Raw genomic sequence first — 25912 nt, forward strand, 5'->3', positions numbered from 1 at the left:
GTGCGGCGCCTGCTACGCGCAGTGCCCCAGGAGCTGGTTCAACTTCGACGTCATGAACAACTACGAGGGCATCATGGATGCCATCAAGGGTGCTATGCAGTGAGGTGAGAACAATGGACGTACTCGGTAACTACAAGTCCGTAATCGCGGCACGCTCGACCGACAAGGAGATCCTGAAGCAGTCCCAGGACGGTGGTATCATAACCACGCTCTTTGCCTACGCGCTCGAAGAGGGTATCATCGATGGTGCCATCGTTGCGGGCCCTGGCGACGAGCCCTGGAAGCCTGAACCGGTTGTCGCGACCACGAAGGCCGAACTTCTTGCCGCCGCCGGCACGCGTTACAACATCAGCCCGAACCTCTGCCTGATCAAGGAGGTGACCCGGAGTTACGGTCTTGATAAGGTCGGCATTGTGGGTACACCCTGTCAGATGCAGGCAGTCCGGAAGGCTCAGCTCTACCCGATCGGTCTGCGTGACGTCGACGACAAGATCGCCCTTGCGCTGGGTATCTTCTGCATGGAGAACTTCTCCTACCAGGGGCTTGAGGCGATGGTCGAGGACCACTGCAACCAGAAGATGGAGTCTGTCAAGAAGATGGACATCGGCAAGGGCAAGTTCACTGTCTACACCGAACGCGGTGCGGTCAGCCAGATGCCACTCAAGTTGATCCACAAGTACGTGCAGCCTGGCTGCCACGTCTGTCTGGACTACGTTGCGAACCTGGCCGATATCTCAAGCGGCTCCGTTGGCAGCCCCGATGGCTGGAGCACGGTCTTTGTGCGCAATGCCAGGGGTAACGAGGTCTGGGACGGTGCCATCGCGGCAGGTCTCTTTGAGACAAAACCAATCGACAAGGTCAAGCCAGGTCTTGATATGGTGACGAAACTCGCCACCGAGAAGATCACAAAGAACCAGAAGAACGTGGATGCACGCAAGACTGTGGGTCTGAAGGCGGATGGAACCCCGAAGGGTCTCCGGAATCCCTATGAGGGGCCCTGAAAAACTCTCTTTTTTCTTCCTGCCCCTGAAGACAGGGGCCTGACAGAGGTTTATGGCAGATCAGGCTTTCTGAAAGGGCGCGCTAATTCTCGGACCATCAAATCAACAATCTGAAATGCGAACCTGCTGTCTCTTCCTGATAGCAGGCGCGGGAAGAATAAGACCGGTTCATCAACGCCCTTTAGCCACTCGCGTTAAACTTCTTTCGCCGACCACCAGGCCTCTTATCAGGGGTGGAAGGTGCGTGGCGATTGCCACACGGAAACCGCGTTCGGGACGTAGATGGGATTCTCGGGTTGATCCGATCTGTGAACCGATGAAAAACCGTTATCAGGACATGAGCGGCCACGGGACCCGGCGGTGAAACTCGCCAGGGCGCGGTAATGTGGGCTGCCGGGATGCTGCTTTTTGGAGCGCACACAGCCTGCGGCCATGCACATCCCTGGAAATCCCCTCAGAGGTTCATGGGACCACGGCACAACACCGGCGTAGTGGATATATAGCCCCCAATCCTCTGGCCGGGGTAGATGGCGCAGTCAGTACATTCTCTCTTCACTGGAGCCGCATCCCCTCTGCCCAGGCCCTGACAAAAAGGTGAGGAGCGTGCCCCGCTGCACTCCAGGATCAGACTCCCTGAATATGGCAGCGCCACTAACCGTCATACCCAGTCAGTTAAGCGTTTTTTATGATATTTTTATGCTATGCTGGTATTCAGTCCCTGAACAGCACCTGGTAAGTTACCGATTCTGCTCCAAAAAAGTTCCTGCAAAACTCCGCTGCTTTCGATGGTTCGTACTCCTTGCAGCTGAAGATGTCCAGGTAGGCGGCGTTGGTCTCGTTCGCAAAGTGGCCGGAGATTAGCGATGTCTCAATGAGCTGGGTCATTGAGTAACCTGCAACCCTCTCAGTCGGGCCAAAGTGAACGATCTGTGGTTCGCCGAACCTCTTCATGTCAATCAGGTCACACAGTTCAATAATGAACTGGTGTATCTTCTCTGGATCACGGATGGATGCCGGGTTGCACCCTTTCAGGTCCACGCTGGTGTAGAGTCCCCAGCAACCTCGTTGTTTAAACTGCGCAACGATCTCCGCATCGCTTGCGATCTCTGCCATAACGTTACTTACCGCAACGTTGTTTGTCATTACATTGCCAACCATCTTATCCACCTTCGAGACTACTTTCGATCGATTGATCTCTGTAGTTTTTGATAGTCCTGATTTTAAACTTATGTATTATACAAATTGAAAATATCCGTTATTTTGCGGTTATACCAGAGCAATCATGTTTTATCAAGGAATATATGCCATATAATTGACAGATTTTGAAATTAATGACTTTGCGTGGCTTCTCTGGGTTTAAGTGTGAATATTACAGTATAAGTGTAATACTAAATATGAATTTTAAAAGAAACCAGGTTTTTTCTGAGGTCAATCCTCCATGGGTTTCAGAGTGATCTGGTCTTAAAAGACAATTATTTTGTCTGCAGCGTTCGGCGGTATCTATCCCGCTGGAATCTAAGTGGAAAAGTTACCGTTCGGCTTTAAGTGCCTAGAACTGTCAGCGTTTCAATCTGAAAACCTGGATGGGGGTGAATACCGAGACCTTTCAGGGATTGGATGGAGTCAAGCAGATCCGTGGGCCAGCGCGCACCGCAACGCCCCCTCACTCAATGCCAGGGAGATGTCCTGCACGATCACCCGGAGGCAGTCCGTTCACCTCCGGCGGGGTGCGGTGAACCCGCCGCACGTGCGTATGGAGTTCCTCAAGCGTTGAGTAACTCCTGCCGCAGACCGGGCAGATAAACTCCCCCATCTCCATCGGGAAATCCGGTGGCTTTCTGCCCGAAGGTCTTTCGTCCATTATCGGTTATCTCCCTCTGCTGAAATCTCCTCGATTTTTCGCCCTGAGATGACAGATTGAGGTTCTGTAACGACCGGATCCCTGGCAGGGTCTGCCTCCTCATCGTCTTTCTTCACCAGGAGCCAGGCCTCGCTTTTTCCGGTCCTAAACCGGGTGAGAGCATAGCCACCCCGGATCTTTACCCCTTCGAGCCAGAACGATATGTGGCCCTGCCTGAGCCCCTCTTCAATCCCTACTTTCTCTCCTCTTCTCTCTGTAAGGTTACGGTATGTCCCTCGGTCCCAGAGAAGAACTGAACCGGCGCCGTAACTCCCCTCCGGGATAACTCCCTCAAAGTTGGCGTATTCAAGTGGGTGGTCCTCCGTTGGTATGGCGAGACGTTTCTCTTTTGGATCGAGAGACGGCCCTTTTGGAACCGTCCAGGACTTAAGCACGCCGTCAACCTCCAACCGGAAGTCGTAGTGAAGCGTTTTCGCTGCGTGTTTCTGGATAACAAAGATCGGGTGCTCCTGATCGTCCAGATCCAGTCTCTTCCGTTCATCTACGACCTTATCCGATCCTGGCATATGGAAGAGTCCGGTGCTGTCTCAGGATAAAGTTTTTCCAGGTTCAGGTCTTTCGCTCAGATAAGGGGACAACCCTTATGTTCATCTTCTCCGAGCCGATGATCAGGATACCCTCGCCTGGCTGGAAGTTGAGAAGATCCTTCTCGCTCACCTCGAAGAACCTGGCGTTCTCCTGGGCTTGTTTCTTGTTCTCTGAGCGCATACAGAACTTCACGGCAATGTTTGCCAGGATCTCCTCGTTGAAGTGAGCGATGAGCTGGGATGCCAGGATGAGCGAGACGCCAAACTTCCGCATCTCGGTGGCGTACTTGTTCAGCACCGCCTTGATGGCCGTCTTCGAACCGCTTTTCTGGCTCACCAGGAGTTTTGCCTCGTCGACTATGACGAAGAGCCGGAACTTCGCCCGTTCGTCATCGGTTCCACGTGGGATCTCCCCCATAGCCTGAAGGGTATAATAGATCCGGCGGAGGAAGAGATCTGCAAACAGGTAGCGCAGGCTCTCCGGGAGGGCGTTTAAGTTGATGTGGGTGATCCCGCCGGAGAGTATGGCAGGGATCGAGATCTTCTCTTCCCCCGAGAAGAGCTTGTAATCAAAGATGTCCTCGAGGTATGCAGGGATTGTCTCGTCCTCGCAGGACAGGATCTCCCCCTCGATGTCATCAAAATCGAGCACCCGTGTCCATGTTGCGGTATCCGCCGTGATACCGGCGGCCCGGTAACAGTCCTTTATGATATTCTTTAACTTTCGGCGCTGCTGGATGCCGAGTGTCGGGAAGTTAATCGAGATGGCATCGACAAAGTCTGAAGTAGCCCGGAGTGGTGTGATCTCATCTATCCCGGGGTCGAGTTCCAGCGGGTTAAAGTAGTACTGACCACCCTCCCGGATCTTGTATGACCGGATATCGCTGTCCGTCCCTGCCATGTCCCCGTGGAAATCGATCAGGAGAACCGGCATCGACTGTGCTGCGAGTTCTGAGGCGATACAACGGATTGTCTCGGTCTTACCGGCCCCCGACCCACCAATGATGATCATATGGCCGTTGTTAAGCCTGCCGGGCGACCAGTTGACCTGTAGTTCATCCCTGGTGTAGCCGAGGAAGACATCTAGCCCGCCGGAGCGCCGGGGTTCCGCCACAGGAACGGTTCTCGGTGGTGCTGGCGGTGGGTGTGCCACGACCTCGATCATCTCTTCGATCTCTTCCTCCTCCACGGAGGGTACTGCAAGATCATCCCACGCCTCTTCATCCTCCTCTACGTACCCGGTTGTCGGTGCCTTGAGGGCTGTCCCTTCCCTGGAAGGCTGTGCATCCTCGATCTTCCTGGGAGGTTCTGTTGTCGGCATGGGTGGGTGGTCGATAACGATCTTCCCTGCAACTTCGTTCATAAGTGCATGTTTGAGGCCGCGGAGGCGCGTCTCGTAGAGGTTCCGGTCCTTGACGATGAACCTGGCAAGGTCGACCCCATCATCCTCTGGAATCCCTTCCAGAACGTAGACTACATCGGTAAGGCTCGTAAGAACCTGTGACAGTTCGCGGCGGAGGGCACGCGATGCGCGGATACGCTCATAGTCCTCGCCGAAAGCAAGGTACCGAAGAACGGTGAACGTCGAGTAGAAGGACTCAAGGAGCATATCGTAGTGATCCCTTACTGCAGGGTCGATCCGTTCGAGCATCTCCTTGAGGATGTAGGCAAACTCTGGCGGGAAGGTGTAGACAACACCGTCGATCATGCCGGTGTCAAGGTCGCAGGCGTAGGCGAGGACGGCGCAACCAGAGTCTTTTAGCCTGGCAGCGAACCGTTCACATTCTTCAAATAGACGCGGGCAGTATTTGAGCAGGAAATTTATGAACGTCTCATCGCTGCGGGGTGGTGTTGATGGGAACGTCTTGTTGATGAAAGACCCCTTCACCGTACCTGCAAGGAGAACCGGGACGATCTCGTGGGTCTCGCGGGCGAGAACCTGCATATTCAGTCTCCGGAGCCGCGCCTCCAGCAGGTCCCGACCGATCGCCTCACCGCAGGGGGTCGGCCTGATCAGCGTCGTGCCGTGCCAGGAGAGGGACTCGATGAGGCCTATGTCTGTAAGGGCAAAGAGCGGGCCGGAGGTATGGGCGTAGCAACTCTGCTCGATCACGCCCTTTCCTTCCCCGCGGCAAGAGGCACTGTTCTGGGCTATGTAGATGTAGAGCAGCGTCTCGATGATGTCGCGGACCTCCTGGAACCGGAAGTCCCGGAGGTATTCGATGACCGTGGAAGGAAACGATCCCACCAGGCCGGGAATCTCGGCATCTGAATAGTCCATGGTCTTTAGTACTCTGGCTATCTCTGTTGACACGGTTTCACCCGCGGATGTCTTCTTATCCAGGTTATCCAGGCCGGCACGGGGGGTGCGCGTACCACTTCAAGTGATTGCGTATCTCCGGGCATATCTCCGGTGAGGGAGATAGTGTGAATTGGTTTGCTCTCTAACCTAATAAACATAGGTTTTTTGCAGAAATACGGCTGTATCCGGTAGAACCCTCCCGCGACCGGAGACCCCGCGCTGGATGGGTGGCAGGGTGTCTGTCCAGGTGATCACCGTTGTCGGATCTCATGCAGGCGGATGTCCGGTGGCTGTGAGACTGCGCCGTCAGTTTTCACTGCCATACCCTGACCGGGTCGATTGAAGCATCGATGAGGATGTTGAAGTCGAACGTCTCGACCCAGCCCATCTTCTCAAACATCTGCATAAAACAGACGCCCGCGACCATTGCCTTCGGATGGGTGGCAACGACCTTTTGCACGGCTTCTTTCGTGATCGGGACGCCCGGCATCGAGAGTCCACCCATCAGGACTATCACCTTCGGTTCGACTTTCCTGGCTGATTCGGTGGAGACCTGCATACCGACGCCCTCGACAGGGCGGATGACCTTTGCATCAGACTCGTTGACGTAGGGCACGTAAACCTGTTCGATAGGAAGGTCGCGGACGGCGAACCCCAGGAGTTCGATGAAGGGTGTGCATGTACCGGGGCACCCGTAATAGACAACCTGATCGCCCGCATTGAGCCCTGCGTTGCGAAGGAATCCTTTGAACGGCCGGAGCATTCCCGGGACACCGGAGAGTTGTTCTTTCAATTCCATATTGGTCTTCTTATCGCCTGGAGATATACCGTTTCCGGATGCGACCCCCTCCCCCTATGAAGCCATCAGACCTGTTTCTTCAAGATGCTCCCTGGTTTGATAAACCTCGCCCGGTGGAGGGATAGGAAGGGGATGCGTATTCCCCCAAAAGACCGGTCGTCATCCGGGGTTTCTGCGAGACGCTATTCAGGAGGAAGGTGGATAGAGATGGTAGAGGCAGGTCGGTGAACGATAGTCCCCTTATGATATGCAGAAATCTCATCTGCGTTCGGGACAAGGCTTTCATACGCCAATCGCCACACACTGCTCGCCCGCCCCCTCGTGGGGTGCGGGAGGAGGCTGCGTGAGCGGTCGGGCGTTGGAGGTGGTTTCCGCGAGAAGCCTTATTACCGGAGACGCAGGAGAGACAGGGGGCGGGGGACATCCCGTCAGCCCCTCCCCATAGGGACGATTCCCTTCTCGATAGAGTGTCAGGGGGACTCCTCACCACGTCCCAGGCGAGAAACTCCCCTGAGATTTCATCCCGTCTCTGGCATGGCTTTACAGATGCAACCGCCACACTCTGCCGGGAAAAGGTGGAGATTTTATGGTACAGATCGTTGATTTGAGGCCATCTCTACAGCGTTCCGCAGCCTGAGAGGTGGTAGAGTCTGCGGGCACGTTCGGCCGCCCCCTCCGACACTGTCTCCCGGATATGGGTAAGGATGGTCTCGATGTCCTCTTCTGGCACACATCCCAGGTCTTCTCGGCCGGAGAGGATCAGGTCCGTAAGATACGCCCAGTCCTCTTCTGAGAGCCGGGCAACCCGTTCTGCAAAATCCTCATCATCCCTGGCAATGTGGTTTGAGACCGGCGGCAGGATCGAGTGAAACTCATGCCCGGACCCGGGGCAGAGGATACCGCTATATTCAGGGGCCAGTTTTCGAAGGATGGCAAAATCCTTCTCGTCAAGTTCGCGAGCCATGGTTTCCTGGATCTAATGGGGTTGTGTTTAGTCAAAAATTGTTCCGTCCCCTGGCAGCGTGGTGCTGTTGTAGAACGACCAATCCAGGCGGTATACTGTGGAAAGATGGGGCCTTGTCCTTACTCCATCTGTGCCCGGATGTGGCGCACTGTCTCGGGATACCGTCCTTCAATTTGGCTATCCTTGAGGCTCTCCCTCACGATCCACCGCATATCCTGGTCTTCCAGTGTTGAGACCTGTCGCAGGTACTCAAACCCGCCGGATGGGATGGCGGCAACGACCTGGCTGAGTGTGTGGCCGAGCGTCTTTCGAAGCGCATGGAAAGCCTCGGAATCCCTCTCACCTGCGGTATAGACACGGATCAGGATCTTTCGATGAAGTCGGAGCGCTGCCTCTGCAAGTTCTGGATCACTGAGCAGGTTTGGGTCAGCAATCCCGGCGGCCACGGCCCTCATGGAAAGCCACGAACCACTATCCAACCAGCCATTTAGTTCAAAGAGGGTCACGTCCTGGTACCGGGCAAGGAGATCCCGGAGCCCGAGAGCCACGGCGTCCCGGATCCGCCACCGTGGGTCTTCGGAGTTCACTGCAAGTTTCCGGAGCGCTACCTTCACGCACTCCGGCGATATCGTGCCAATCGCCCCGACGCCCCTGACACCGCAGATCGAGAGTAACTCGTTTGGGTCGTCCGTCGGTGCATCTTCGGGTGATATACAGGCGAGTTCAACACAGAGATCCCAGAGTATCCGACAATCTTCCGTATCGGCGGCAGCAAATTCCCGCACAGACCTGGCAAACGCCTCTATCAGCTCCAGGTTCGCCTTGTGACCCGGGATTTTGCTCTCCGCTACGAGGTAAGCAATGAGATCTTCGGCGTCTCCGCTCGAGAGAATATCCATGAGGTGCCGGGAAACTTCCCGGGCATAAGTCGCGCCAGGGCACATCTTGCGTAGAGATGAGGTAACTTACGGGCATAAAAAGATCGTTATCGAATAGGCAGTTTTTCAACAAAGGTTTCGAGTGCCGCATGGACGTTCTCCCGGTTTAAGGTAGAGATGGGGAATACCATCTCCCCCGGGAGATCGCGGCAGATGGCATCGGGCATCGCATCAGGACAGTCGCACTTGTTTGCCATAAACGCGAGCGGCACATCGAGCGCTTTCAACTGGGCATGCAGGTGTCTGGTCATTGTGTCCACGCCTTTTGTTGCATCCACAATTATGATGGCGCCGTCCATGCCCCGTGAGAGGATCTGACGGACAAACTCGAACCGCTCCTGCCCGGGTGTCCCGAAGAGGTAGACAGCCCTGCCATTCACTTTCAGCCTACCGAAATCGAGCGCAACGGTGGTGGGACCCTCTTCTGAGGACGCCTCAATATGACGGCTGCGTGGGTCAAGCGCCTGGATGAAACTTGACTTGCCTGCATTGAATGATCCAAACACGACAATCTTAAGCCTGTCTTCTGCCATCAGGCTTCTTTTAACGTCAGGATGTTTTAGGGTTTCGATATGATGGCAGCGTGAGCGAGATAGCGATAGTTTCCGGACTGTCATGGAGATCATCTTCCTATCTTCCGGATTTCATGGAGAGAGTGTTCCGTGGTCGATGGCGCAACGACGCTGCCCGGTTACGGGTGCAGGTCACCGAACAACCATATATCGGTAACATCCAACGTACAGATATGGGGTCAGACGAGTTGGATCCTATAGTGCTGGAGATCATGGCAACCCTGGATAACCTGCTCCTCGCTGAGATGCAGGCAAGGTTCCAGGTATCCGCGCTCGAGGCACAGGAGTACCCCCTCGCAGCGACATTTGAGATGGTCAGGGACATGGAGGCGGATGCTGCCCTCGATGAGGCGCTCAGCGGTTTCGGATTTGAACAGCACGCACTGGATGACGATGCTGAATTATGGATCTCTGATGAGCTCGGATTGATGGTCTTCCTCTTCTTCACCGCATCGGATGGTCGCTCCTACACCTACAGGATCGTCAGGTTCGAGGTGGTCGGCGAGGACGAAATATCTCTGTAAAAAGGTGGATGTGGGAAAAACAAACGTATTGCTGTTTGATGGATTGCCATGCCAGGTGCTATATACTGCGAGTGACACTCTGTCTAACAAGCAGAAAACCGGAGGGATATATTTGGAGCGCTCGGTAAAACGTCTCATGGAGGATAGGGATAAACGGCGGGAGGAGAACATCGAGAAGTACATCGAACAGCTCTCTGATGAGAGCACCCCCTACCGACTGCGGGCGATCGAAGCCCTCGGGACGTGCAGTGATCCGCGGGTGGTCGAACCCCTTATCACCGCGCTGCAGGATCCCGAGAACGAGGTCAGGTGGGTCGCGGCGCAGGCGCTCGGGAAGGTCCGCGACCCTCGGGCGGTCGAACCCCTCCTCCCTCTCCTCAACGATCAGGATCGCTGGGCGCGGCGCGGTGCTGCCTGGTCGCTTGGAGAGATCGGTGACCCCCGTGCTGTCGAACCGATCCTTCCCCTGCTTGCGGATAAGAAGAAGGATGTCAGGACAGCTGCCGCCGACGCACTCGGGAAAATTCGCGACTCGCGGGCGACCGATGCCCTCTTCGCGGCCCTTGAGAATGAGGTGGAGCCTGAAGTAAGGACGGCGATCCGCCGTGCCCTTCGTGAGATTACGGGTGAAGAGGAGTTCTGAGCGGGTGGGTTGATTGAGGGGACGCTTCTGGTAGCGGTCATTACGGGCGTCCGAAACCCACTGGCATGGCCCTCTTTGCTGTATCTCTCTGCAATAGCATTGGGAAATATTTCTCAGTCGGAGATCCGGGTAATCTTCGTGTCCATCCTCTTGAGGATGGCCCCCGCATGAAAGCGGATGAGGGCGCCTGGATAGTGGCTGCGGGAGATTGCGAGATCAACGAAGTTGGGGAGTCAATTCGCACATTCTGGCTCTGGCAACAGGGATTTCAGGTTATCCGCGGCTATAAGAGAGCATGGGTTCTGGACGCTTCCGGGTGGGTTGAGAGCCGGGGTTCGAGCGCTTGAGTCACTACCTACATCTGCCCGTGGTCGTTTACGGAAGGTTTTTAGCAGATCTCTGTAATCTTATCGCATATGTACCAGCGAAAAAGTCTCTATGGCGTCCTGATCGCAGGGCTGCTGCTCATCTCTCTCTTTGGGGCCGGATGCACGTCGCAGCCGACAGGGGAGGGAACACCTGGTGCGACACCCACAACAGGCTGCGACGGCACCCGTGGTGGAGAACTACACCCTCAACGAGACGCATAACAATGCGAATGTCACGCTACCGGTGGGGAGCAGGGTCACCATCGCCCTGGATGAGAACCCGACAACCGGCCTACAGGTGGAACGTCCCCTCCTCTGTCGGTCTTCAATATCTGAACGAGACCTACATCGCACCTGAGACTGAACTGGTTGGCGCCGGAGGCGTGCACCGGTGGCAGTATGTCGCTGCAGAGCCAGGTTCCGCCGAGTTTATCGCGATCTACTGGCGCCCCTGGGAAGAAGTAACCGGAAACGAGACCACGTTCTCGATGGACTTCATCATCAGATAACTTCCCATCCTTTCGTATGAAAATGACCCCCGATTTTCATCCGGTATGCCTGTAACTCTAACGGGCATTATGTGGTTTTTAGCACAGGTCCGTGGATCCCCTCACCCCAGGAATCTTCGCCGGTTTGCAGCCTCCAGGATAAGCGAGGTCAGTCCCCCGGTCTCGTTCTCGCGGAGTGCCTGGGAGATGGCGGTCGTGAGGCGGGCATGCTCCTCATCCGGGACAATGTCCACAAGGTCGGTCACCCTGGCTGCAAGGTCAGGTGGAACAAAACCGGTCTTTGTGTTGAGGAACCTGCAGGCGGTTCTCAAATCCTCGTCGAAGTTGACATAGACTTTCCGGATAAACTCGATATCCGCGTCATCCAGCACATTCAGGCCAAGTATCTCTGGCGGAAGGCCGATCGAGTATAGAGCGGCGGTGAACTTGATTGCCCGGGGCAGGGTGATCCCGCCGGTGTTTCGCGCATAACCGAAGAGACCGATATGTAATTTCCGTTTCCGTCTCTCCGGAACATAACGGGCAACCCGGTTTATCAGAGGGGCGAACGGTCCCAGCCAGCGCTCGTAGGCTCGTGTATACCTCCAGATGAGATCGATTACCTCCTTCTCGTCGATCTGCGTGGGTTTTGTGGGCTGACGGTCTTCCAGCATTCTGACACCCCTTCGGACGTCTTCAAGCGGGTAATCATACTTGAACGCCGACTGAACGGTGAACGTACGTGCGCCAGGGTACTCGGCAACGACCCGATCGACCGTCAGTGGTGTGAGACCTCCTCTGAATGGTGCTGAACCGACACCGATGATCGGGTGAATACGCGTTCCTGTCTCCTCTGAGACCTCCTGAAGGTTCAGGAGCGCGATCTTGTTCAGGAGGACGGCGCTGATAAGCCCGTAATTCATCGCGGGGTCGGAGCGGGCAAGGAAGACACGCTGGTCGGCGAGATCCTTGTCCTCGAGGTACAGCCTGACCATGTTGTGGGCATCAAGCATGCTGGCCATATCCTCAAAGAGGGGTATGACGTTGATCCGGTCAGGTCGAAATCTCCCGATCCAGTCAGCGATGGTTGGTCCACCCTCCCTGAGGCGTATTTCCTGTTTTCCAACCACGATCTCTGTATAGTAGCGGTAGATGTTATCGATGGCTAGATGGGATGTGGTCATCGGCAGGATAACCTCAAATATCGGGGAGCACTCTTCAGCGTAAAAGAGGCATGCCGTATCAAATGAGCGCGGGATGCTTTCAAGGGTCTCAAGCAGGATCTTTGCCTCGGCGCTCTCGACCTTGGGGTTTGGTACGCGCATTGTGAGGAAGACATCCCGTCCAAGCGGTTTCTCCCGGAAGAAACTCTCGTAACGGCTCAGGAGTTTCCTGACCACAAAGTTGTCAACCTCTTTTCCCTCGCAGTCCCACATCTGTTCGCTGCACCCGAGGTGAGAGTAGGCGTAATACGCCTCCTGCACCTCATCGTCCCCACCGAGTTCAGGGCTCTCGGCAAAAAACGGCAGGTTAACGTTGTCAGGGTGCTGGGTGCTCATACATTGCGGGATCCGTAACATCTATCTCACTTCCGTATAGGAGGATTGCTTTCTCATGTCAACCATATCATTCTATAGCGGTTGACAGAAAAACCCGCCGTCTGCCACCCATACCCTGTAGCGTGACCTGCTGCTCAGGGTGTCTTCCTATCGTATATCTGGCCTGCCCGCTGTATGCACCTGGATGAAGAGGTCTAATAAAATCGCCGGGTGACTCGTGCTTTTGCACCTGCATCCGCCCGCTGCGGATAAAAAACAGAATATGAGGGTATCGGGGTTGGTTATGACAGGTAATCTTCCGGCCGCGGGATCTGTTCCTTCAGGCCCTTGCGACGGCGGATGCTCCGGACCACCTCTTCCACAAGGCCTGCCGGAACCAGTTCGAAGCCGGCGAACTCGGTGCTCCACATCGCGCGCCCCTCGGTTGCGGACCTGATATCCCCCGCAAACCCGAAGAGTTCGGCGACCGGTGCCTTACCGATGACCGTCACCGTGTCACCTTCGCTCTGCATATCAAAGATCTGGCCACGGCGACCCTGGATCTGCGAGGTTGCCGCACCCATCAGATCGGCCGGAACGGTGATCTGGATCTTCTGGATGGGTTCGAGGAGCGAGTCGCCGGCCATCAGCATACCCGCCTTGACGGCACTCCTGACCGCCGGGATGACCTGGGCGGGGCCACGGTGGATGGCATCTTCGTGGAGTTTCACGTCTACCAGTCGAACCTTCAGGTTCTGGACCTGTTCGTCGGCGAGCGGACCACCACGGAGCGCCTCGCGCCAACCCTCCAGGATCAACTCCATAGTCTCGTTGAGGTACTGGATACCCTTTGTCATGTCGATGAACATGTTGGTAGCCTCGATCGCCCTGACGTTTTTGGCCTCTTCTTTATCCATCCCTGCGGCAACCAGTATGTCACGCCGTTCAAGCGCCTGCTGGTTCATCGAGACCGCACCATCCTTGATCAACTTAACGATCGCCGGGTCCATCGGTTCGAGTTCGATGTAGAACCGGTTGTGGCGGTTCGGCGACTTCCCCTCAACCGGGCCTGCCCGACCGGTGACGGTCTCGCGGTATACGACGATCGGCGTGGATGTTATGATATCGACGCCCTTGTCGCGCTTGATACGCCCGGTGATGATCTCGAGGTGAAGCTCTCCCATGCCACTTATCAGGTGCTCCCCGGTCTCCTCGTTGATCGAGACCTGCACAGTCGGGTCTTCCTTGGCCACCTGGCGAAGAACCTCAACCAGTTTCGGGAGGTCCTTCATGTTCTTTGCCTCAACGGCGACGGTCATGACCGGTTCAGAGTAGTGTTTCAGCGACTCGAACGGGGTCATCTCAAGGAGTGTCGTGACGGTCGAACCGACGATGGCGTCCTTTAGACCCGTCACGGCGGCGATGTTACCGGCCGGGAGCAAATCCACCTCGATTCGTTCGGCACCCATAAAGATCCCGACCTGGGCGATACGGTTTACCTTCTTCGCGGTACCCATGATGTAGCATTCGGTACCCCTGCGGAGTGTTCCTGCGAAGAGACGACCTGTGGCGACCTCGCCTGCATGTGGGTCAAACGATATATCCGTGACCATCAGACATACGGGGCCGTTAGGGTCACAGTTGATCATCGCCTTCCCCTCGGGAGAGTCGTAATCACCGTGCCAGATGATGGGTATACGCCGGTGCTGGGCCACGATGGGGTTTGGGAGGTGCTTGACCACCATGTCAAGAAGGACTGCATGCAGTGGACTGTTCTTAGCCAGCCACTTCATGTCGCCGCTGTTACACTTCTCGTAGACTTCCTTGAACGAGACCCCGCTCTTTTTCATGAATGGGATGGAGACCGCCCACTTATATAGGGCAGACCCGAAGGCTACGGTGCCCTTTGCGGCATCCAGTTTCCAGCCTTCGTTGTACATCTTTTCGTTCATCCCCTTGATCAGCTTGTTGACCTTGTCGATCACCCTTGCAAGGCGGATCTGCATCTCCTGCTCGTTCACCTTCAGCTCGTTGATCAGTCGGTCGACCTTGTTGATGAAAAGAACCGGGCGGACACCTTCTTTCAGCGCCTGGCGGAGCACAGTCTCCGTCTGGGGCATGGTGCCCTCCACGGCGTCCACCACGACAACAGCACCATCCACTGCACGCATGGCGCGTGTCACATCACCGCCAAAGTCCACATGGCCGGGGGTATCGATCATGTTGATCAGGTACTCCTTACCGTCGTATTCGTGGACCATCGAGACGTTGCTTGCGTCTATGGTGATGCCGCGCGCCTGTTCTTCCTCATCGGAGTCCATGAAGAGCTGCCTGCCGGCAAGCTCCTCGCTGATCATGCCTGCGCCGGCAAGCAGGTTGTCCGAGAGAGTTGTCTTTCCGTGATCTATGTGGGCGACGATGCCGATGTTCCGGATCTGCTCCGGTTTGTCCATCAGCTCCGTCACCCGCTCTACCATCTTCTTTCGTCGGGTCATGAAAAAGCACCAAAAATAATGGAGGGTCTTTAACGGGCTGCCTTTGCAATACGTTCGCGTTCTTCTTTCTTTGAGATGGCATACGAACGAGTATCACCGTTCGCGGCCGCGATAAGCTCCTCGGCAAGGGCCTCGCTCACGCTTTTCTTCTTCTTGTGACTTGCCTGGTATACACCATCTGCTATGAACCGCAGCGCGGTATCGACACGGCGCTGGGGCGCGGTGTCGACAGATTTCGGGACGTTGATCCCGCCGTACTTCAATCGGACGGTCTCTTCACGGGGTCCGGCATTCGCGACGGCGTCAACCAGAACCTGTACCGGATTCTTTCTGGTCTTCTGGTAGACGATCTCAAAGGAATCCCGGACGATGCGGATGGCAAGTTCCTTCTTGCCGGTGTTGTGTTCGGTCTGCATCATCTTGTTGATCAGGCGCTCCACGATCAGCATGTTGCTCTTGTTGAACTGCTGGCCGGCGAGCTTGCCGCAGGTGTGCGGCACGATCATCGTGTGCAGGTTCACATAGCGGGCGAGACTCGGATCCCGGATCTCAACCTCGCTCATGTCCCAGCGGTTGAAGAGGAGTTGCTGGACATTTGTTTCTGACTCAGACTCTGTCATTATCCACTTACCTCCGTGGCTTCTCCTTGCGTCCGATGACCATCTCGCGCAGGCTGACGTTGTTCACTTTGGTCACAACGTAGCGGACACCGGGGATATCACCCATCGACCTTCCCAGTCTCCCGCCGATGCCTTCGATCTCGACTTCATCGTGCTCGTCGATGAAGTTGATGGCACCGTCACCGACGGCAAACGCCGTTACCTGGCGTCCGTTCTTGATCAACTGCACACGGACACACTTCCGGATAGCCGAGTTCGGCTGCTTCGCCTCGACACCAACCTTCTCGAGAACGATTCCCCGAGCCTGGGGGGCGCCCTCAAGGGGGTCGGACTTGACATCAAGCCCGAGCTGGCGCCGCGCATAGATCGGATCGTGCCACCGCTTTTTCTTGCCGTCACGCTTTAATTTTCGGGCTGCAAATTTACCGTTTCCCATCGAATACCCTCGTATCTGTTAAATTTGTAGATAGGAGCAACTCCTGCTGTGCTATAAAACAACGCGCGTTACGGATTTATATATTGTGGAACCCATCTGCGCGCCGGTTGCTTGTCCAGGTAGTGTGGATACGACCTGATATAATATTATATCTCGCGGGTAACCTTCATTGATGAGAGCCCGGATTTATAAAGAGGTCTTTTTCGAGGCGACCCACCGCCTGATCCACTACCGGGGAAAGTGTTTTCGATTGCATGGTCACCAGTGGCGGGTTGAGATATGGGTCGAGGGTACGGCAGATGAGCGCACTGGAATAGTCCTTGACTACAACTGCATCAAAGAGGTTGTGGGGCGGTTTGATCACCAGGTGATCCTGAACAAGGATGATCCTATGGCGACGTGTATCGAGGCGTTTCATCCGGTCGTCACCACCAGCGGTGACCCGACGAGCGAGACCCTTGCCACTGTGATCGCAGATATGATCAATGCCGATGCCGCATTGCAGGGAAGCGACGCCCGTGTTGTAAAGATCCGGGTGTGGGAGTCCACGTCCTGTTACGCAGAGCGCACCTATGATCGTCAGTGAGATCTTCCGGAGCCTTCAGGGGGAGGGAAAGAACCAGGGGCGGCCCTGCACCTTTATCAGGCTTGCGGGCTGTAACCTCCGGTGCGCCTGGTGCGACACCCCCTACGCCCTGAAAGGCGGGGAGGAGATGAGCGTTGGGCAGGTCCTCGATCGGGTCTGGTTGCTCCGCGGCACATACATCTGCATAACCGGCGGCGAACCGCTCCTGCAACGGGCTGAAGTCATGGAGTTACTCAAAAAGTTCAAACTTCATGGCTATTCAGTCGAGATCGAGACCAACGGTAGCCTGGATTTCCGGGAGATGCAGCAGTACGCCTCCGTATGCATGGATGTCAAATGTCCTTCATCGGGCGAGACAAGCGATCTATCACTTCTTCCCGGGATAACCGCGCGCGATAGCGTCAAGTTTGTGGTGGCTGATATGGACGACCTCCTCTACGCGCGGGCGGTCATGGGAAACTACAGGATCCGGGGCGATCTTTTCATATCGCCGGTGGAAGGGACCGATTACCGTGCCATTGCAGAGTATATAGTGAATGAGAACCTTCCTGTGAGGTTTCAGGTGCAACTACACAAGATCCTGGGGATGAGTTAGATGAAGGCAGTCTGCCTCCTCTCAGGGGGGATGGATTCAAGCACGCTTGCCTACGTTGCAAAGGACATGGGTTACGATATAATCGCGCTCCATTTCACATACGGCCAGAGAACGGAGAAGAAGGAGCGGGAATGCGCCCGTTCAATCGCACAGAGACTTGAGGCAATAGAGTTTGTCGAGATAAGCCTTGAGCACTTCAAGAAGATCGGGGCCTCAAGTCTGACGGATCCATCGATCCCGGTCGAGGACTACGTCGGTGAGAGTGGAGGTGTACCGAATACCTACGTCCCCTTCCGGAATGCAAACCTCCTTGCCATCGCAACCAGTCTCGCGGAAGCCCGGCATGCAGCGGCGATCTTCATCGGTGTCCAGACCGGTGATTACCCCGGCTATCCAGATTGCCGACCGGAGTTCATCGAGGCGTTCCAACGCGTGATCGACCTTGGGACGGCGGTTGACCCGCGGATTACACTGATGACACCGTTTGTCCGGATGACAAAGGCGGATATCATCAGGGCGGGGATTGCGCTGGGTGTCCCATACGAACTGACGTGGTCGTGCTACCGCAACAACGACCGGGCGTGTGGGGTATGCTCTTCCTGCCACTACCGAAGAGAGGCCTTCCGGGAACTCGGATTTGAGGATCCAATCGAGTATGAGGCATGAACATGGAGATCTACCGGGGAAAACGACTGAAGATCGAGAAAAAAGTGGTCACGCTCCCTGACGGCGATAAGAAAGAACGGGTGGTAGTCCATCCTGGTGGTGCGGTTGCGATCCTTCCGGTCGAGGGGGACTCCTGCTACCTGATCCGACAGTACCGGTTTGCGATTGACGAATACATACTGGAAGCCCCGGCAGGCACCATAGATGAGGGTGAGGAACCGGAGGAGACCGCCTACCGCGAACTGATCGAGGAGACCGGCATGAAAGCGGAGAGATTCGTGCCTAAAGGCTGGATCTACCCCTCTCCAGGTTATACTGACGAGCGGATCTGGTTATTCCTGGCAGAAGGCCTATCTCCGAGTTCTGAGTATACGATGGATGATGATGAGTTTATCGAGGTTCTTCGTGTCCCGCTTTCCGCCCTTCCCGGAATGATCTCTGGCGGAACGCTTGTCGATGCAAAGACCATCTGCCTTGTCTGCCGGTGTCTGGATCGAGCGCTTCAATGAATGTGCGCATATTTATGCGATCCAGGGAGAAACATATAGTAGCTTCGACAAATGAACATCAATAATAAAGCTTGGTGAACCCCGATGGAAGAGACGCAAGAGATGGAAACGGCGCGAAAGCGCTACGAGTTCAAAAAGACGCTTGAGAGGCTTGCGGAGAAGGAAGGGAGCGGCACCGAGCTTATCACACTATACATACCGCCGGATAAGCAGATCTCCGATGTGACCGCCCAGCTCCGCGACGAGTTCGGGCAGTGCTCAAACATCAAGAGCAAACAGACCCGTACAAACGTCCAGAGTGCTATATCCTCCATCCTATCCCGCCTGAAGTACTATAAACGCCCGCCGGAGAACGGTCTGGCGATCTTCTGCGGCACGATAAACGTCGGTGGCGACCGCACTGATCTCCAGTGCGAGATAATCGAACCACCCGAACCGCTCAACACCTATATGTACCGCTGCAGTTCAAACTTCGAACTCGAACCCCTGCAGCAGATGCTCGAAGAGAAGGAGGTCTATGGCCTGATCGTCATCGACCGGCGGGAGGCTTACATAGGTTTCCTGCGGGGCAACCGGATTGAACCTGTCCGCGGCGTAACCTCAACCGTACCCGGGAAACAGAGAAAAGGCGGTCAGTCGAGTGTCCGGTTCCAGCGGCTGCGACTTATTGCCATAAATGAGTTCTACAAGAAGGTTGGTGATCTCGCGAGCGAGATCTTCCTTGGCGAGAAGGATTTCTTCGAGAGGTTCAAGGGTGTCCTTATCGGCGGCCCGACCCCGACAAAGGAGGAGTTTGAGGCCGGTGGTTATCTGCACCATGAGCTGCAGAAACGGATCATCGGGCTCTTTGATGTCTCCTACACAAACGACTCAGGACTTGCTGAACTCGTCGAGAACGCATCGGATGCGCTGAAAGGTCTTGAAGTCATCAAGGAGAAGACGGTGATGAACCGATTCCTCCAGGAACTGGTAAAGGATAACGGAGCGGCTGCTTACGGTGAGGAGAGTGTACGTAAGAACCTGGAACTTGGTGCCGTCGATACCCTCCTCCTCTCCGATAAACTTCGGAGAGCCAGACTGCGACTTGCCTGCCCGAACTGTGACTACACCGAGGAGCGAACGGTCAGCGTCGAGCCGGGTAAGCACATTAAGGATCTCGACCTTGGTACCTGTCCAAACGATTCGTCACCGCTCTATGTGGCTGAGGAGAGCGATATCATCGATGAACTGACCGCGCTTGCTGATCAGAGTAACACGACGGTCAAGATAATCTCGGATGATTTTGAGGAAGGTTCGATGCTTTACAATGCGTTCGGCGGAATCGCTGCAATTCTGCGTTACAGGACCGGGTACTGATGTATCAGGAGAAATATCACCAGATTGAACGCATGCTCCGGGCATGCACCGGTGAGGAGGACGTCCTCCTCACCACAGGGGGGGATCATGCTGATCTTGCCTCAACGATAGCGTTTAGACTTGCAAAGAAGGAGAAGCGGCCACCACAGAAGATCGCAGCAGATATCGCGGAAAAACTTGCAGGAAACCCGGATCTCGGCGATATCCAGGTTGAATCTGCCGGCCCCTATGTCAACTTCCACTTCGGACCGACGCTCCTTGCGGAGGCGGTCAGGGAGGCGGTTGAACCAGGTTATGGTAGTTTTCCCCGCCGTTCCAGCCGGGTTGTGCTCGAACATACGAGCGCGAACCCGAATGGGCCGCTCCACGTCGGGCATATCCGTAACACTGTCATCGGGGACAGCCTGGCCCGGGCGTTCCGGAAGGCTGGTTACCCGCTTGAGGTTCAGTACTACCTGAACGATATGGGTCGTCAGATCGCCATCGTCTCCTGGGGTTTCGATCACCTTGAGATCCCCCGCAGGGAGGGTGAGAAAGAGGATCATTACGTTGCCCGGGTCTATATAGCGGCGAACCGGGAGATCGAGAAGAATCCAGAGATCACCCAGGAGATCGATCTTCTAATGCAGAAGGTGGAACGCGGGGATCCAGATACCGTTAAAAAGTTCCGGAAGGCTGTATCTCTCTGTCTTGAGGGTATACGGGCGACCCTGGCCGCCTTAAACGTCTCTCACGACCGGTTTGTCTGGGAGAGCGACTTTGTCCGGATCGGTGACGTGGACAGGGTCATAGAACGGGTCCGGCGTCTACCGCAGGCTGTAGAGGATGAGACCCTCTGGGTTGACCTATCTGAGTTTGGTTTTGAGAAGAGATACATCCTCCGGCGCAGCGATGGCACATCTGTCTACAGCACCCGGGATCTCGCCTACCACACCTGGAAAGGGCGTAACTACGACCGTATGATCGACGTGCTTGGAGCGGATCATAAACTGATCGGCGCCCAGCTTCAGGTCACCCTGAAACTCCTGGGTGAGAAGCCCCCGGAGATCGTCTTCTTTGAGTTTGTCTCACTCCCCGAAGGTTCGATGAGCACCCGGGCGGGCAAGTTCGTCTCGGCGGATGAACTGATCGAGGAAGTGGCAGGGAAGGCGTTTGAGGAGGTTACCACCAGGCGACCAGACCTCCCAGAGGAAGAGCGGTGCTCGATCGCGAGGTCTGTCGCCATCGCTGCCATCCGCTACGATATTGTGAAGGTCTCGCCCGAGAAGAGCACGGTCTTTGACTGGAAGGAGGCACTGGACTTTGAACGGCAGAGCGGTCCGTACATCCAGTATGCCCATGCCCGTGCATGCAGCATACTGGAGAAGGCCGGAGAGTTCGAACCGGCGTATCATTATGAGACCGGGCATGAGATCGCGCTTGCCAGACACCTGGCCAGATTCCCGGCCGTTATTGAGCAGGTTGTTGTGGAGCTCCGGCCGCATCTCCTCGCTGCTTACGCTCGCGACCTCGCCGACCTCTTCAACGCCTTCTACCACTATGACCCGGTTCTGAAGAGTGAGGGTGAGATCCGTAACAGTCGCCTTACACTTGTGGACGCGGTCAGGAACACCTTGAAGGAGTCACTTGAGACCCTCGGGATAGATGCACTCAGAAGCATGTAACGCCCTGCGCAGGCAGGGTTACCAGTTCATCACCCCCACCTCGTCAGCGGCCGTGAAACCATGTATGTGGTGTAAACGGGCGCTCAGGGGTGGGGATATGTGCTACAAGGCGCAGTTTTATGGTATAGAGAGCCATCGCTGTGTCCAGATGACCCCTACCCTGCGGTGCAACCAGCGGTGCCTCTTCTGCTGGAGGTCGTTTGAGCACGAGGTCGTGGAGGAGGAAGAGTGCCCGCCGGAGGTCATCATTGCAAACCTCCAGCGTGCCCAGAAGAGGGCTCTCGCGGGATACAAGGTCTCCCCCTACGTCGCGCCAGAACGTTTCGCTGAGGCCCTGAACCCCACGATGGTCGCGATATCCCTCTCGGGGGAGCCGACCTGCTACTCGCGTCTCCCGGAACTGGTGGACGGTCTCAACAGGGAAGGTTACACCACATTCCTGGTCTCGAACGGCACCAGGCCGGACGTTCTCGGTCGGTGTCGGCCATACCAGACCTACGTCTCCCTGGATGCGCCCGACCGGGGGACCTACCTCCGTCTCTGTCGGCCGGCGGAGGATTACTGGGACCGGGTGCTGGAGAGCCTTGCAGGGCTTTCCTGGCGACGGTCGGCCATCCGCACCACGCTGGTTCGCGGCTACAACGACTTCTCTCCAGAGCGTTACGCGGCGATCTACCAGGACTCCGGTGCCCGGTTTGTGGAGGTAAAGGGTTATATGTATCTTGGGTACAGTAGAAACCGATTGCTGAGGGAGCAGATGCCGGAACACCGCGAGATCCGGGAATTTTCAGAGATGGTTTCGCAGCACTCTGACTATTTCATTAAAGACGAGAGCCCGCTTTCCCGGGTTGTCTGCCTGGAGAGAGATGTATGAGATTTGATCCAGAAGAATTCAAAAAAAAGGCAAGAGAGGACTTCGAGCACGCCTGGTATGAGGGGCCGTCTGTCCTGACGCCGCCGGGCGTCTCGGGTCGTTACCCCCGGCTTCGCTATACCCGGGCAAGGACGCACCCGATCTTCGAGATAGTGCAGCGGCTTCGCGAGACCTACCTTGCGATGGGGTTTGACGAGGCGATGAACCCCGTGATAGTTGAAGAGTCTGATATTTACCGGCAGTTCGGTCCTGAAGCAATGGCGGTCCTTGACCGTGTCTTCTACCTTGGCGGGCTGCCCCGTCCAAACGTCGGGATCGCAAGAATGCAGATCGAGGAGATCGAGGCTATCCTGGGTCGTGCTCTCACTGCAGGGACGGAGGAGAAACTCCGCGAGACCCTACACGGCTATAAGAAGGGAAAGATCGACGGCGATGAGCTTGTGCACGAACTTGCGAGTGTGCTCGAGGCCGATGACGCTGCCGTGGTGCATATCCTTGATGCGGTCTTCCCGGAGTTTCGGGATCTGGCTCCAGAGTCGTCGCGCAACACCCTGCGTAGCCACATGACAAGCGGCTGGTTCCTGACGCTCTCTTCCATCTGGGATAGGCGCCGTCTGCCCCTCAGGCTCTTTTCGGTGGATCGGTGTTTCCGGCGGGAGCAGGAGGAGGGGCCAACCCGCCTTATGGCCTACCACTCGGCCTCCTGTGTCGTTGCCGGGGAGAACGTCACCATCGAAGAGGGGAAAGCCGTCAGTGAGGCGCTTCTCTCGGCGTTCGGGTTCACCGAATTCAGGTTTCAGCCCGACGAGAAGCGGTCAAAGTATTACATGCCCGGAACGCAGACGGAGGTCTATGCGCGCCATCCCTCGCTTGGGTGGGTGGAGGTCGCCACTTTTGGTCTCTACTCTCCCTCGGCGCTCGCGGAGTACGGGATCGGCGTCCCGGTGATGAACCTTGGTCTTGGGGTGGAGCGGCTTGCGATGATCGTCTACCAGTCAAACGATATTCGTCAGTTGACCTACCCCCAGTTCTTCCCGCAGGAGGTCTCCGACCGCGAGATTGCGGGGGCCATACACCTCCGTGAAGAACCGGCTTCTGCTACAGGGCGACATATGGCAGAGGGTATCAGAGCTACGGCGGTGGAGCATGCAGCAGCCCCAGGGCCGTGCGCGTTTGTCGCCTGGAGAGGAGAGGTCGCGGGACGGAAGGTGGAAGTGGTCGTCGAGGAGACCGAGTCCAACACGAAACTCTGCGGTCCTGCCTGCTTAAACGAGGTTTTTGTTCACAACGGGTCGGTGCTTGGTGTGCCGGATACCGCTAAGTGGGCGACGGTCCGTCAGGAGGGCGTCTCCACCGGGATCACCTACCTGGACGCTGTGGCCGGGCTTGCAGCCGCCAGGATCGAGGAGGCGGCCAGATGCGGTGAAGAGGTTCGTGTCCAGGTGAAGATGGCAAAACTCCCTTCAGATGTCAACCTGCGTGTAGAGGACTACGTGATGCGCTACATCACAGATCACAACAAAAAGGTGGACCTCCGGGGTCCGGTCTTTCTGACCGTCAGGTCGGTGATCCGGGAACCTGAGGCTTAATCGGGTCCTCCCACACCATCCATATTTATACCTGTTTTGGCCTGTCCTGTTCTTATTGCACCTTATGAGACCCCGGAGCGGCGGGTAGCACGTCCCGCTGGAGGGACTATTCAACCCGGCCCTGCCGGTGCGAGTGTCTATATCGGTAGGGTTATATTTTTCTAACACGATGTTAGAAATAGACAACTGGTGTGATGATGAAGCGAACCTACGCGGTAAAGATAGGGGCGGGAGTGATCCTCGCCGTTGCGGGCATAATCCTCCCATTTCTTGCGGACGGAACGGAAGCGCTCTCTTCGGTTCTGGTGACGATCGGTCTTGTGACCGTTGCGGTGACCGGTGTGCAGTACTGGAGATATAAAGATGATCTGGAGAAGGACGAGCGGACGCAGAAACTCGGGGCATATGCTGTCTCTTACTCCTGGTTGCTCACCATGGTCTTCCTCGCGCTCCTCTTCTGGGTTGATTACCTTGGTCTGTTAGTCCTCAGCGTCCAGGCGGTGCTGATATCCGCCATCCTGCTGATGGCATTCTCCGCACGGATCTTCCAGTGGTACCTGTTCCGCCAGGGTGACGTGGCTTGAGGGGGGATGCCGGGTGAAGACCCGGATCAAAGAATTTCGGGCGAAGGCCGGGATGACCCAGGAGGAACTGGCCCGCCAGGTGGGCGTCCGGCGGGAGACGATCGTCTTTCTCGAGAAGGGGAAGTACAACCCATCCCTGAAACTCGCCTACAGGGTGGCAAAGGCTCTTGGCTCCACCATCGAGGAGGTCTTCACCTTCGATGAGGAGGATCTGGCCTGAGAGAACCTGCCGGCCGGTGGGAAGGTCACCTTTGCGACCTCATCTCATCCCTATTCTGCCTCATTTCTGGTATTGACGCCTCTTCCGTTGCTGCGGTCCTGTCATCTCCCCGGAGAAGCGCGAATAGTCGGGCAAGAGATATGATATCCTGCCTGTTATGCTCTACAATGGGTATGAGCGGGCCGGGGTTTCCTGTACGCAGGTAGGTCTCGTAGAACTCCGGCACCATCGCGCTCGGGAGGTCATCTGTCCGGGTTATGTTGAGAACCGCCGTCTCAAGACTGCCAAGTCGACAGGAGGGTAAGTAACCTCTCCAGCGCCGGCGTGAAAACCGGAGGAGATCGAAATGCGGCAGGTCGAGGGTTGCCGGGATACCTTTAGAGGTGAGTCGATCCCGGATGTAGGGTAGATCAAAAGCACGGCCGTTGAAGGTGACAAGGGCGGTTCTTTCTGCCTCCAGGTCGGGGAGGACGGCGGCCAGCGCAGCGGTTTCCTCCTCGATGGAGCGGAGGAGGTACTGGCGGAGAACGATCGAGTCTCTCTCTACCCGGCCAAGGCCGATCAGGATGATCGGCCTGGAGGAGAGCCCCAGGGTCTCGATATCCAGGAAGGCGAAATCTTCCGGGGCGTGGAACCTGCTGGCCTCGAGGAGGAGCGGATCGCTCTGCCGGTGCCGCCGCTCGATCCAGTTAACAAGTTCCCGGGTATCTCCCCCTGCTACCAGATCGAGGAGTCGGCCAGCCTCCCGGCGGTAGCGCGGGTGTCCCAGCAGATCGGGGACGGTGCGGTAACCGCGTTCTTCCAATCTCTGCCGGGTTGCCGGGCCGATACCCCGGATCAGGCTGATATCGCAGAAGATGGCTGCCGTCGCACGTTCGCGCTCTCGGGCGCCAAGTGAGATCGGGTTTCGGGACTCGATTGCATAGCAACTCCCACTCGAGCACCTCACCTCCCGGCCGTTGAAAACGTCCTCGATCGCCAGGCCATGGTAGTCGTTGATGAGAGTGTCACGGAACCTCAGGGCCTCCACGTCGCTGGATTGGTGAAGATACCCCTTCTGTAGATCTCGGGCAGACCATCTCACCCGATCTGATGCACGAACCATTCTCATTCCGATCTCTGTCTCAGGAGAT

The 25912-nt window shown here is 56.3% G+C and carries 28 protein-coding genes and 1 pseudogene; 16 read left to right on the forward strand and 13 right to left on the reverse strand.

What is annotated here, in order from left to right:
• Positions 1–103, forward strand: a pseudogene (locus QMC91_RS04270) (coenzyme F420 hydrogenase subunit gamma); the annotation flags it as partial.
• A 10-nt stretch (positions 104–113) separates the two neighbouring features.
• A complete protein-coding gene (gene frhB, locus QMC91_RS04275; protein WP_300235821.1) occupies positions 114–1001 on the forward strand; it encodes a coenzyme F420 hydrogenase subunit beta in 888 nt (295 codons plus the stop codon).
• Positions 1002–1712: 711 nt separating this feature from the next.
• Here the strand turns inward: frhB and QMC91_RS04280 are convergent.
• The 8 genes from QMC91_RS04280 to QMC91_RS04315 all read right to left on the reverse strand — a co-directional run bounded on the left by QMC91_RS04280 (position 1713) and on the right by QMC91_RS04315 (position 8985).
• Positions 1713–2159, reverse strand: a complete 447-nt coding sequence (locus QMC91_RS04280) for an S-adenosylmethionine decarboxylase (RefSeq protein WP_300235824.1) — start codon at positions 2157–2159, stop codon at positions 1713–1715.
• Positions 2160–2664: 505 nt separating this feature from the next.
• Entirely contained in the window at positions 2665–2862 is a 198-nt protein-coding gene (locus QMC91_RS04285; protein WP_300235828.1) for a C2H2-type zinc finger protein, read from the reverse strand.
• Positions 2862–3428 carry a DNA polymerase ligase N-terminal domain-containing protein gene (locus QMC91_RS04290; protein ID WP_300235831.1) on the reverse strand — a complete coding sequence of 189 codons (567 nt, stop codon included), beginning with the start codon at positions 3426–3428 and terminating at the stop codon, positions 2862–2864. Before QMC91_RS04290 ends, QMC91_RS04285 begins: the two co-directional genes overlap by 1 nt.
• Positions 3429–3471: 43 nt before the next feature.
• Positions 3472–5730 (reverse strand): ATP-binding protein, encoded by a 2259-nt coding sequence (locus QMC91_RS04295; RefSeq protein ID WP_300235834.1) that lies wholly within the window; start codon positions 5728–5730, stop codon positions 3472–3474.
• 334 nt (positions 5731–6064) lie between these two features.
• Positions 6065–6550 carry a DUF2124 family protein gene (locus QMC91_RS04300; protein WP_300235837.1) on the reverse strand — a complete coding sequence of 162 codons (486 nt, stop codon included), beginning with the start codon at positions 6548–6550 and terminating at the stop codon, positions 6065–6067.
• Between the two features lie 616 nt (positions 6551–7166).
• Entirely contained in the window at positions 7167–7514 is a 348-nt protein-coding gene (locus QMC91_RS04305) for a hypothetical protein (protein WP_300235840.1), read from the reverse strand.
• A gap of 119 nt (positions 7515–7633) precedes the next feature.
• Complete coding sequence (locus QMC91_RS04310) at positions 7634–8413, reverse strand: hypothetical protein (protein ID WP_300235843.1); 780 nt, start codon at positions 8411–8413, stop codon at positions 7634–7636.
• 86 nt (positions 8414–8499) lie between these two features.
• Entirely contained in the window at positions 8500–8985 is a 486-nt protein-coding gene (locus QMC91_RS04315; RefSeq protein ID WP_300235846.1) for a GTP-binding protein, read from the reverse strand.
• Between the two features lie 212 nt (positions 8986–9197).
• Here QMC91_RS04315 and QMC91_RS04320 point away from each other — a divergent pair, with 212 nt between their 5' ends.
• From QMC91_RS04320 to QMC91_RS04335, 4 genes are all read left to right on the forward strand, one after another.
• Positions 9198–9548 (forward strand): hypothetical protein, encoded by a 351-nt coding sequence (locus QMC91_RS04320; RefSeq protein ID WP_300235849.1) that lies wholly within the window; start codon positions 9198–9200, stop codon positions 9546–9548.
• A 136-nt stretch (positions 9549–9684) separates the two neighbouring features.
• Entirely contained in the window at positions 9685–10191 is a 507-nt protein-coding gene (locus tag QMC91_RS04325) for a HEAT repeat domain-containing protein (protein ID WP_300235852.1), read from the forward strand.
• A 416-nt stretch (positions 10192–10607) separates the two neighbouring features.
• Positions 10608–10781, forward strand: a complete 174-nt coding sequence (locus QMC91_RS04330; protein ID WP_300235855.1) for a hypothetical protein — start codon at positions 10608–10610, stop codon at positions 10779–10781.
• 50 nt (positions 10782–10831) lie between these two features.
• The gene (locus QMC91_RS04335; RefSeq protein ID WP_300235858.1) at positions 10832–11068 is read left to right on the forward strand and encodes a protease inhibitor I42 family protein; all 237 of its coding nucleotides are present in this window, start codon (positions 10832–10834) and stop codon (positions 11066–11068) included.
• A gap of 101 nt (positions 11069–11169) precedes the next feature.
• Here QMC91_RS04335 and ppcA read toward each other — a convergent pair whose 3' ends face one another.
• From ppcA to QMC91_RS04355, 4 genes are all read right to left on the reverse strand, one after another.
• Positions 11170–12606 carry a phosphoenolpyruvate carboxylase gene (gene ppcA, locus QMC91_RS04340; protein ID WP_300235861.1) on the reverse strand — a complete coding sequence of 479 codons (1437 nt, stop codon included), beginning with the start codon at positions 12604–12606 and terminating at the stop codon, positions 11170–11172.
• A 281-nt stretch (positions 12607–12887) separates the two neighbouring features.
• Entirely contained in the window at positions 12888–15080 is a 2193-nt protein-coding gene (locus tag QMC91_RS04345) for an elongation factor EF-2 (RefSeq protein WP_300235864.1), read from the reverse strand.
• Positions 15081–15109: 29 nt separating this feature from the next.
• A complete protein-coding gene (locus tag QMC91_RS04350) occupies positions 15110–15700 on the reverse strand; it encodes a 30S ribosomal protein S7 (RefSeq protein ID WP_300235867.1) in 591 nt (196 codons plus the stop codon).
• Between the two features lie 7 nt (positions 15701–15707).
• Positions 15708–16136 (reverse strand): 30S ribosomal protein S12, encoded by a 429-nt coding sequence (locus tag QMC91_RS04355; protein ID WP_300235870.1) that lies wholly within the window; start codon positions 16134–16136, stop codon positions 15708–15710.
• Positions 16137–16308: 172 nt separating this feature from the next.
• On the opposite strand from QMC91_RS04355, the gene QMC91_RS04360 reads away from it, so the two are divergent.
• The 10 genes from QMC91_RS04360 (at position 16309) to QMC91_RS04405 (ending at position 24779) form a co-directional block, all read left to right on the forward strand.
• Entirely contained in the window at positions 16309–16722 is a 414-nt protein-coding gene (locus QMC91_RS04360) for a 6-carboxytetrahydropterin synthase (RefSeq protein WP_300235873.1), read from the forward strand.
• Positions 16709–17317, forward strand: coding sequence for a radical SAM protein (locus tag QMC91_RS04365; protein ID WP_300235876.1), 609 nt, complete (start codon positions 16709–16711; stop codon positions 17315–17317). The genes QMC91_RS04360 and QMC91_RS04365 overlap by 14 nt, the downstream gene beginning before the upstream one ends.
• Positions 17318–17983 (forward strand): 7-cyano-7-deazaguanine synthase QueC, encoded by a 666-nt coding sequence (gene queC / locus QMC91_RS04370; protein WP_300235879.1) that lies wholly within the window; start codon positions 17318–17320, stop codon positions 17981–17983.
• A gap of 2 nt (positions 17984–17985) precedes the next feature.
• Positions 17986–18492 carry an NUDIX hydrolase gene (locus tag QMC91_RS04375; RefSeq protein ID WP_300235882.1) on the forward strand — a complete coding sequence of 169 codons (507 nt, stop codon included), beginning with the start codon at positions 17986–17988 and terminating at the stop codon, positions 18490–18492.
• Between the two features lie 84 nt (positions 18493–18576).
• Entirely contained in the window at positions 18577–19848 is a 1272-nt protein-coding gene (gene prf1 / locus QMC91_RS04380) for a peptide chain release factor aRF-1 (RefSeq protein ID WP_300235885.1), read from the forward strand.
• Positions 19848–21512 carry an arginine--tRNA ligase gene (gene argS / locus QMC91_RS04385; protein ID WP_300235888.1) on the forward strand — a complete coding sequence of 555 codons (1665 nt, stop codon included), beginning with the start codon at positions 19848–19850 and terminating at the stop codon, positions 21510–21512. The genes prf1 and argS overlap by 1 nt, the downstream gene beginning before the upstream one ends.
• Complete coding sequence (gene twy1 / locus QMC91_RS04390; protein ID WP_300235891.1) at positions 21493–22386, forward strand: 4-demethylwyosine synthase TYW1; 894 nt, start codon at positions 21493–21495, stop codon at positions 22384–22386. The genes argS and twy1 overlap by 20 nt, the downstream gene beginning before the upstream one ends.
• Positions 22383–23975 carry an O-phosphoserine--tRNA ligase gene (sepS, locus tag QMC91_RS04395; RefSeq protein ID WP_300235894.1) on the forward strand — a complete coding sequence of 531 codons (1593 nt, stop codon included), beginning with the start codon at positions 22383–22385 and terminating at the stop codon, positions 23973–23975. The genes twy1 and sepS overlap by 4 nt, the downstream gene beginning before the upstream one ends.
• A 194-nt stretch (positions 23976–24169) precedes the next feature.
• Positions 24170–24559, forward strand: a complete 390-nt coding sequence (locus QMC91_RS04400) for a hypothetical protein (RefSeq protein WP_300236059.1) — start codon at positions 24170–24172, stop codon at positions 24557–24559.
• A gap of 13 nt (positions 24560–24572) precedes the next feature.
• The gene (locus tag QMC91_RS04405; RefSeq protein ID WP_300235897.1) at positions 24573–24779 is read left to right on the forward strand and encodes a helix-turn-helix transcriptional regulator; all 207 of its coding nucleotides are present in this window, start codon (positions 24573–24575) and stop codon (positions 24777–24779) included.
• A gap of 25 nt (positions 24780–24804) precedes the next feature.
• Here the strand turns inward: QMC91_RS04405 and QMC91_RS04410 are convergent, their stop codons facing one another.
• Positions 24805–25809, reverse strand: a complete 1005-nt coding sequence (locus tag QMC91_RS04410; protein ID WP_300235900.1) for a ribonuclease H-like domain-containing protein — start codon at positions 25807–25809, stop codon at positions 24805–24807.
• Between the last annotated feature and the right edge of the window lie 103 nt (positions 25810–25912).

Source organism: Methanoculleus sp., assembly GCF_030019085.1.
Classification (GTDB): Archaea; Halobacteriota; Methanomicrobia; order Methanomicrobiales; family Methanoculleaceae; genus Methanoculleus.